This window comes from Marisediminitalea alba, from assembly GCF_002993365.1.
In the GTDB taxonomy this organism is placed as follows: domain Bacteria; phylum Pseudomonadota; class Gammaproteobacteria; order Enterobacterales; family Alteromonadaceae; genus Alteromonas; species Alteromonas alba.
This window is the reverse complement of the sequence record NZ_PVNP01000008.1, coordinates 1-8,103: the sequence shown is the minus strand read 5'-3', so window position 1 is coordinate 8,103 and position 8,103 is coordinate 1. Positions and strand designations below refer to the sequence as shown.

8 protein-coding genes are annotated in these 8,103 nt (G+C 49.8%); 4 read left to right on the top strand and 4 right to left on the bottom strand.

Annotated features, from left to right (window positions below; genetic code table 11):
• Positions 1-178: transposase domain-containing protein (locus C6Y40_RS01140; RefSeq protein ID WP_146129465.1), on the top strand; the 178-nt coding region annotated here is incomplete at its 5' end.
• Here C6Y40_RS01140 and C6Y40_RS01135 read toward each other — a convergent pair.
• The 3 genes from C6Y40_RS01135 to C6Y40_RS01125 form a co-directional block, all read right to left on the bottom strand.
• Positions 161-1,453: a DUF885 domain-containing protein gene (locus C6Y40_RS01135; protein WP_105932936.1), complete on the bottom strand. Its 1,293-nt coding sequence runs from the start codon at positions 1,451-1,453 to the stop codon at positions 161-163. The two genes, C6Y40_RS01140 and C6Y40_RS01135, sit on opposite strands and share 18 nt — an antisense overlap.
• 88 nt (positions 1,454-1,541) lie before the next feature.
• Positions 1,542-2,717, bottom strand: coding sequence for a pyridoxal phosphate-dependent aminotransferase (locus tag C6Y40_RS01130; RefSeq protein ID WP_105932935.1), 1,176 nt, complete (start codon positions 2,715-2,717; stop codon positions 1,542-1,544).
• A gap of 17 nt (positions 2,718-2,734) precedes the next feature.
• Positions 2,735-3,166, bottom strand: coding sequence for a hypothetical protein (locus C6Y40_RS01125; RefSeq protein ID WP_240621808.1), 432 nt, complete (start codon positions 3,164-3,166; stop codon positions 2,735-2,737).
• Positions 3,167-3,542: 376 nt separating this feature from the next.
• Between C6Y40_RS01125 and C6Y40_RS01120 the strand changes: the two genes are divergently transcribed.
• Together C6Y40_RS01120 and C6Y40_RS01115 are read left to right on the top strand one after the other, a co-directional pair.
• Entirely contained in the window at positions 3,543-5,885 is a 2,343-nt protein-coding gene (locus C6Y40_RS01120) for a TonB-dependent receptor (protein WP_105932934.1), read from the top strand.
• Positions 5,885-7,108 (top strand): dipeptidase, encoded by a 1,224-nt coding sequence (locus C6Y40_RS01115; protein ID WP_105932933.1) that lies wholly within the window; start codon positions 5,885-5,887, stop codon positions 7,106-7,108. The genes C6Y40_RS01120 and C6Y40_RS01115 overlap by 1 nt, the downstream gene beginning before the upstream one ends.
• Positions 7,109-7,591: 483 nt before the next feature.
• Here C6Y40_RS01115 and C6Y40_RS01110 read toward each other — a convergent pair whose 3' ends face one another.
• The gene (locus C6Y40_RS01110) at positions 7,592-7,765 is read right to left on the bottom strand and encodes a DUF6435 family protein (protein ID WP_105932932.1); all 174 of its coding nucleotides are present in this window, start codon (positions 7,763-7,765) and stop codon (positions 7,592-7,594) included.
• A gap of 122 nt (positions 7,766-7,887) precedes the next feature.
• Between C6Y40_RS01110 and C6Y40_RS01105 the strand changes: the two genes are divergently transcribed.
• On the top strand, positions 7,888-8,103 hold a 216-nt coding region (locus C6Y40_RS01105), incomplete at its 3' end, for a transposase-like zinc-binding domain-containing protein (protein WP_420836917.1).

Below are 8,103 nucleotides of genomic sequence, written 5' to 3'. Positions count from 1 at the left end.
ACAAAGCCTGATGGTGACTTGCCGCCTGCAAGGCGTCAATCCCTACCATTACCTCGTGGATGTATTGCAGCGTGTAGCACTGCATCCGGCCAAAGACGTACTCGACCTGACGCCAAGAGTCTGGAAAGAGAGATTCGCGGACAAAAAATTAACGAGCGACTTAGATAAAATGGGGTGATCCGGGTCTATATTGATCGCTTACGGCAAAGTAGTGCTGCGGAGCGCCAGCCTGTTCACGATAAGGTTCTACCCGCTTTACAACTAAATCGGCTTTGGGCAGGATTCCGAAGAATTCCGGTAATTTATCGGCTATGTTATCCAGGAAGGCGGTTGCGTCGTCGAGGTAAGCCTGGCGTCCCTCGTCGGTGTTCGGATAATAAAAACGTTCATCGGTGTTATCCGATTTTATGTAGGCAAAGAATTCTTTTAAGGTGCCGTCGAAGCCTTCTGCCTGCTTAATTTTTTCCATCTCAGCCAGAATGCGGTCTACTTCGTTCAAACCAATCTGATGAATTTCATCGGCGGTTAAATCGGTAGTGGTACGTAAGGCCAGCGCAGAGTTGTAATAAGCTTCGCCCTGCGGCAGTGCAGATGCGCCTGTTGCTTCACGGGAAATGTTCGGCAGGTCATTTTCGAACCAGCTAATCAGCTTGCCATAAGCTGGCATGACTTTATCGAGCAGTGCGGTCTCGGCTTCTTCAATAAAGGTTGCTGCCTGTTCGGCAGTGATCTCGCCGCTTTCCTTAAGCGCTGCCACCTTGGTTTTTACGTCTGCCAGCAATGAAGAATCCTGGTCACTGTCGGGGTCAAAAGGCTTGCCTGAGATAATCGCTTTGCTTTGTTTGATAACGCCTTCGTAAGCAAAGTACGGCGCTTTAACGCCCTCGTCTGCATTGATGGCAACCCGGCTGGTTAATTGTTCAACCGCCCGGCCAACGCCTTCCAGTCTGGAAATATAGGCTTCCATGTCTGAGGTTTCGGCGACTTTATGATAATTAATCAGCAGAGTTGGCAGCATGGACTGCATGCCATTCATTTGCGTTAGTACGTAATTATGGCGGCGAAATTCAGCCTGCTTTTTGGCCTGTTCAAACTGAAACATCCAGATGTCGTAGGATATTTTAGTGTCTTCATCTAACTTGCTGTAATCAAAATTGGCTTTGAGTTCGTCAACGGTGGCCGCCATCCATTGCAGACGTTTATCCTGGCCTTGTTCCGACATGTCATCAATCTGGTCGTAGAGATCCTTACGGCCAAGGCGGGTCATCATCAGCGGGGAAAACTGCAGCTGTTGCTCGTATTTTTCTTCAAACCAGGCATTCAACCGCTCGGATTCGCTAAGCTGGGCGCTTTCGGCTGTGGTGGCAGGTTGTGAAGCAGTACTGGTTTGTGGTGCTTCGGAACAGGCGGTCAGCGTAAGCGCCACCGCACTGAGTAAAAAGAGTCGTTTCATGGTGTAAGCCCCTGGATAGTGGTTAATTATAATTGCTTTGGTTATAAGTAGACCTTGATGCGGGGCTTATTTCAATCACTTCTGTTGATCAGCGTTGTTTCAATCTGTCGGTAAATGCTTTGATCCTCGCCAGACCTTCATGCAACTGCGCTTCCGACGTGGCATAAGACAGCCTGACAAACTGGTCGCCACCGACAACACCAAAATCATTGCCGGGTGTCATGGCCACATGAGCCGCACTGAGTAAGCGGTCACAAAACTCCATGGCAGACATGCCCGTCTGGCTAACATCAATATAAACATAAAACGCGCCGTCTGGCTCAACCGGAACGTTGAGGCCGGCGTCAGCCAGGCCTTGCAGAACGATTTTGCGCCGTGACAGTAAGGACTGCCGCCGTTGCTCACAAAGTGCCAGGGTGGGTGGTGTAAAGCAGGCTAAAGCCGCAAGCTGGGCCGGTGTGGAGGGGCAAATATATAAGTTTTGCGCCAGTCGCTCGATAACCGCCACCATGTCGTTTGGTACAATCATCCAGCCTAACCGCCAGCCGGTCATGCCAAAGTATTTCGAAAAACTGTTGATAATTATCGCGTCGTTATCAAACGACAGCGCCGATTGCGGCGGGCCGTTGGTATCGTCACTCAGGTTTAGGTAGATTTCATCGATTATCCGCCACGCGCCGCGGGCTTTGGCAAACTCGCACATTTTGGCAAGGTCGTCACCAGATACCGCTGTACCGGTGGGATTGGATGGTGTGGCAACCATCAGCGCCCGGATTGTCTCCTGCCAGTGTTGTTCTACCAATGCAGGCGTTAACTGGAATCGGTCGGCAGCAGTAGTGGGGACCAGATTAACCTTGCCGCCGAAGGTGGTAACAAACTGGCGATTGCAAGGGTAGGATGGATCGCCCACCATCACTTCATCACCCGGATTAACCAGTGCGGCGCACACCAGTAACAGCGCCGCTGACGCACCGGCGGTTACCACTACCCGTTGCGGATCGATCTGCAGCCCGTGCATGGTCTGGTAAAAGCCTGCAATGGCTTCACGCAGACGGTAGTCGCCCAGTGCCCCGGTGTAGGGTAACTGATTCTCTGCAACGGCCTGTTGCATGGCTTGCTGAACCGCTGGCGGTGCGCCAAAGTCAGGCTCACCAATGTTTAAACGAATAACGTTGTGCCCGGCGTGCTCGAGCGCCGTGGCTTTTTCGCCGAAGGCCATTGCATAGAATGGAGTGATGGCCATGGCGCGGTCAGAATACTGCATGAAACTCTCTATTTGTTTTAGTGTAACCAGCCTGCGCGAACACCGCGCTGGCTGATTAGTACCAGTAATAACGCGATGGAAGTTACGATAACAGGCATTACTACAATGCCCCAGCCCATGATGCTGATGGCATCAATGACCACAAAATTATAATACTGCTGCACAATTACCCCGGCGAGGGAGATCACCAACACAGGGAAAGCCAGCTTTTTGCCCAGAGCCAGTAAGATACTGCCTATTAAGCCGCCAAAAACGGCCAGGGCGTAAGCGCTGTAAGACCACACCGGGATGTCCCGATAGGCTGCCTGTTGCGCCTCAGGAAGCTGAGCAATCATCTCCGGCGTCATCATGAGTTGACTGAAAAATGCCGCCACGCCAATACCATTCCAAAGCACCATCAGCCAGGCAAACACCTTAAGGCCGGTGGACATCCGTTTTGTGCTGCTCATTCTGACCCCCTTAAACGAATTCAGTAACAATTATGAGTATTACTATACGTGAATTTTGTGTAATAGATAACGGATTATATCTTCTAATGCTTTTGTCTAAAGTGGTGCAATTGGTCAGCTTTTCATCACAAAAAATGTGCAGCATCGATTATTACCCGGGAATAGATTGTTAAGTAATTGTATTAAAGATACGGTATACAATATCTTTTATGCAGGCTGTCGGTTGCTGCCGGTAATTTATCCCAAAACAGCCGTCGAATCAGTGAATTGGTACAGGGCTTGAAACGCTTGTGTGAATACCGCCTACGGAAAGGCGCAGAATAACAACACGGTCTCGAATTCAAACTCCCTGAAACAAGACTGAGAAAATAACGATATGGCACATAAATACACAAGCAAAACCTTTTCACTTTCCCTACTCGCTGGCGTTATTGGTCAGCTACTGATTGGTTCCCAGGCCGGTGCCCAAACCAGTGACGAAACCGAAGCTCAAAAAGAAGAGAAAATCGTCGTCGTTGGTCGTCGTATTTCCCAAACAGACATTGCGATAGGTACCGACGAAGCAACCAACACGCTCGCCGTTACCCGTGACGAATTGCTTTCTGCGCCGTCGGGTATTTCTGGATTGAAGATGCTCGAAAATTTACCCGGCTTTAACGTACAAACTGATGGCGCCTTAGGGCTTTATGAATTTGGTAACTCGGTGCAGGTTCGGGCTTTCCAGTTAAGCCAGATGGGCTTTGTCCTGGATGGTATTCCTATGGGGCGCTCCGATGCGTTTGGCGGCAGCCCTATCTTCCGTTACGTCGACAATGAAAACCTTGGCGCCGTTGTCGCTTCACCAGGTGCCGGCGATGTATCTGCGCCAACCTATGCTTCTTTGGGGCCGATTGCTTCTTACAGCACGGTTCGCCCATCTGAGGACATGGGCGGTATGGTGGCCGTCACCGTGGGCGATTTTGATCTGCAACGGACATTCGTAAAACTGGAAACCGGTGATATCGATGGCTTCAGAGCCTACGTGAGTCGTTCTAAAACCGACAGTGACCTGTGGCGTGGCCCGGGTACCATCGACCGCGAACATATTGAAGCCAAAGCGTTGTACGAGTTCGGTGACAGCTATATCCAGGCTACCTATGTAGCGAACGATTTCTTCGATTATGATTCACCATCTGCGCCGGCCTCTACCTTCGCCAGCAACTATTACTACAGTTATGCCGACAGTATCCCGGAAGGGTGTATCAGCTCAGCGGGCAGCGTATATGACTATAATGGTGACGGCAGCATCGATGACGATGACTTTACGCCGGTATTCACCGGCTCAAACTGTACCAGTTATTATGAAGATCGCATCAATATTCGCGACGATAAGCTCTATTCATTAGGTTTTGGTACCTATTTCAGCGAAGATGTTAAGCTCGATGTAACCGCTTATTACGAAGATAAAGACGGTTATGGGGTATCACCAGACAGCTACTCAAACACTCTGGGCATTTACACCCGCCAGGCAGCGGCTGGTCTTGACGTGGTGCATCCACGCGGTGTTCAGTACGGACTTTCCACCGTGGGTGGCGAGCGTGAGGGTATCGTTGCCGGATTAACCTGGTATATGGGCGACCATAAAATCGAGTTCGGTGGCTGGATTGAAGACGATACCTACAACCGTACTCAGGCGCGCCTGAATAAAACCGGCGGCAGCGCCGACGGTGATGTAATTATGGATGAGGTGGCTTATTACCGCCGTAATTACACCGCAGTGCGCGATACTACACAGCTGTATTTAAAAGACAATTTCAGCATGATGGATGACAATCTGATGTTGGAAGTCGGCTTTAAATCGCTGTCTATCGATTACTCACTGGATGGCTATCGCGATTACGATGATTACGAAATTAACAGTCAGCCGGGTTATGGCCCACAGTCGGTTGAAGCTGAGTACAGCGACAACTTCTTACCCATGGTGGGCGCGGTTTACCGGTTAAATGATAGCGATCAGATCTTCGCCTCATTCGCACAAAACTATGCATTACCGGCCGGTACCGACGATATCTTCGATAACGCTGTTGGCTTTGATGCCCCGGATCCTAAAGGGGAAGAAGCCGATAACTATGAGTTCGGTTTCAGAACCAACCGCGAAACTTATAACGGAGCGATAGCCTTATTTTATACCCGCTTCGACAACCGCTTAATTGCCAGCAGTGTAATGAATCCCGCCACCGGTCAGCCTGAAGCATTCTACGTGAATGCAGGCGCCTCCAAGGCCTATGGTGTTGAATTGAGCGGTGTGTTCCAGCCAGAGGTCTTTGATCGCGAGCTCTACTTTAATGCCAACTTATCTTATAAAAAAGCTGAGCTGGTGGATGGATTTGGCAGTAACCCTGCTGGCAGTCAGTTACCAGACAGCCCGGAATGGCTGATGACTGGTGGCGTTACCTACGAGCCGACAGAATGGCTGGTAGCCAACTTCTCGGCTAAATATACCGGTAAGCGCTACACCGACTTCGCCGAATCTATTGAACTGGACAGCTACCTGGTAGCACAGGCCTATGTCGATATCGGTGGTCCTAACAACTTTGGCATGCCTGAAAATATGCGTCTTCGCTTCAACATCGACAATGTGTTCGATAAAGAAGTGATGTCTTTTGGCTTTACCGGTTCGACGTTTGGTCGCCCGCTTAGCCCGCGTACCTTCCAGGCAACCCTGACGGTAGACTTTTAATGAAGATAAAAATTAAACAAACATTGTGCGCGTTAGCTGTGGCTGCTTCATGCAGCCCGGCTTTCGCCGCGGCCGATGCGGCTAAACTGCATGATTCGCTGGTGGTTATGGACACGCATCTCGATACGCCTGCGCTACTCGTGCAACCGGGCTTCGACATAATGCATTCGCACACTTTTGCCGACGATTTCTCCCAGGTGGATGTGCCGCGGATGAATAGCGGTGGTCTGGATGGTGGCTTTTGGGTGATTTACACGCCGCAGGGGCCGGTAACCGAAGCAGGATTTAAGTCGTCCCGTGATACCGCGTTACTGCGCGCTATGGCGATCCATAAAATGGTAGCGGCTAACCCTGATACGTTTGCGCTGGCAACCGAACCGGAAGACGCTAAAGCGATTGCTGAGCAAGGCAAGAAGATTGTCTATGTCAGCATGGAAAATGCATACCCGCTGGGGGAAGACCTGAGTTTGCTGGACACCTTTTATAAAATGGGTCTGCGCATGGTGGGACCAGTCCACTTTAAAAATAATCAGTTTGGTGACAGCTCAACTGACCCCGATGGACAGCAGTACGGCGGCCTGTCGCCGCTGGGTAAAGAGCTGGTGAAAAAGGCCAATGAGCTGGGCATTATTCTGGATGGCTCCCATGCCCACGATGATCTGTTGGAAGACATGATTGAGTTATCCAAAACTCCGGTGATCCTGTCGCATTCCGGCACCAAAACGATCTATGACCACCCACGCAATGTGGATGACAGCCTGCTTAAGAAGCTGGTGGAGAGCGGTGGCGTTATTCATGTAAATGCCTATAGCTCTTACCTGAAGGAATTACCTCAGGACCCTGAGCGTGGTAAAGCCTACGGCGAGTTATTCCGGCAAATGGGTAACATTGCCCAAATGAGCGAAGCCGAAATTGCAGCGCTTAAAGCAAAACGCAAACAGATCGATATGGAACACCCCGCGGTCAGAGCAACCTTTGAGGATTATATGGAGCATTTCCTTCATATTCTTGAAGTCGCCGGACCAAAGCATACCGGTGTCGGCGCCGACTGGGATGGCGGTGGTGGTGTCGAAACCATGATGGATGTGGCCGCACTGCCTAAAATTACCGAGCGCTTACTGGCAGAGGGCTATACCGAAGAAGATTTAGCTGATATCTGGGGGAATAACGTGCTGCGCCTGTTACAACAGGCGAAAGACTACGCACAATCCCTCAAGGAATAGTTTTTATTGCTTGTTCTCCGTAAAAACAGCAATGCGGGCACACTTTGGTGTGCCCTTTTACTTTCAGTTCTTAATCACCTAAAAAAGTAAATTCTACAAGATGATTTTGCCAGTGGTGTCGGCGATTCGTAACGGAAGATGTCTGAACATTTTTGTCGGAGTCGCCGACTGCGACCAAAGGGTGTTGTGCGACCCGGTGACCGTGAACCACTCTGGACTCCCCGCAGCCCTTAACAGTGAACAACATCATCGGACCTGACAGAACAAACTAGACCGTCAATGACGGCACATCCTTGTGCCGCATCGACTGAATCCTCATCCATGATGATTCTTCCAGTTTGTTATGTCTGCCAGGGCCGATGACAACACTGAAGAAGGGCGCAAGTCTTATTCTTTCTTCGATTTACCACAGCCGGTTAGATAAAAAGCAAAGGTCTCTTAAAGACAATATTCTTAATGATGCTATCTGGCCGAATAAGAGGTTTATTGCGATTTCTCAGTTTCCTCTATCTTTTGCCATAGTGCTTCTGCATCAGCAGTGAGCATTGAATAGGTCTTTATATCGCCATTGCGCTGCGCATGCATGGCCTTCTCGAGCAGGGCCGAGTGCTGCTTTCGAAGTTTTGCGGTCGGGTCTTTTTTGAATAATCCAAACATTGTATTTGCCTGTTGGGTTTTCCCTGTTAACGAGTCCCAGGCCTTTTGGGATCAACTAATAAGACTATGTTCTGCTAAATTGTTGCTATACTGTATATGAATACAGTCGTTAAGGATTGATCATGCTCCCAGCACAATTTACAAAGCTTATAGCCGAGTTAGAACACTTAACAGATAGTCAAACCCGTTATGTTGAGAAGCTGCTGAAAGGCACTGATAGCGTCTCACAGTTGATAACAGAGCTTGAGGAGCGGATGGTTGAAAACCCTGAATGCCCGCACTGCCATAGCTCACTGATCAATCGGCACGGCAAGGTAAACAAGATGCAGCGTTATCGC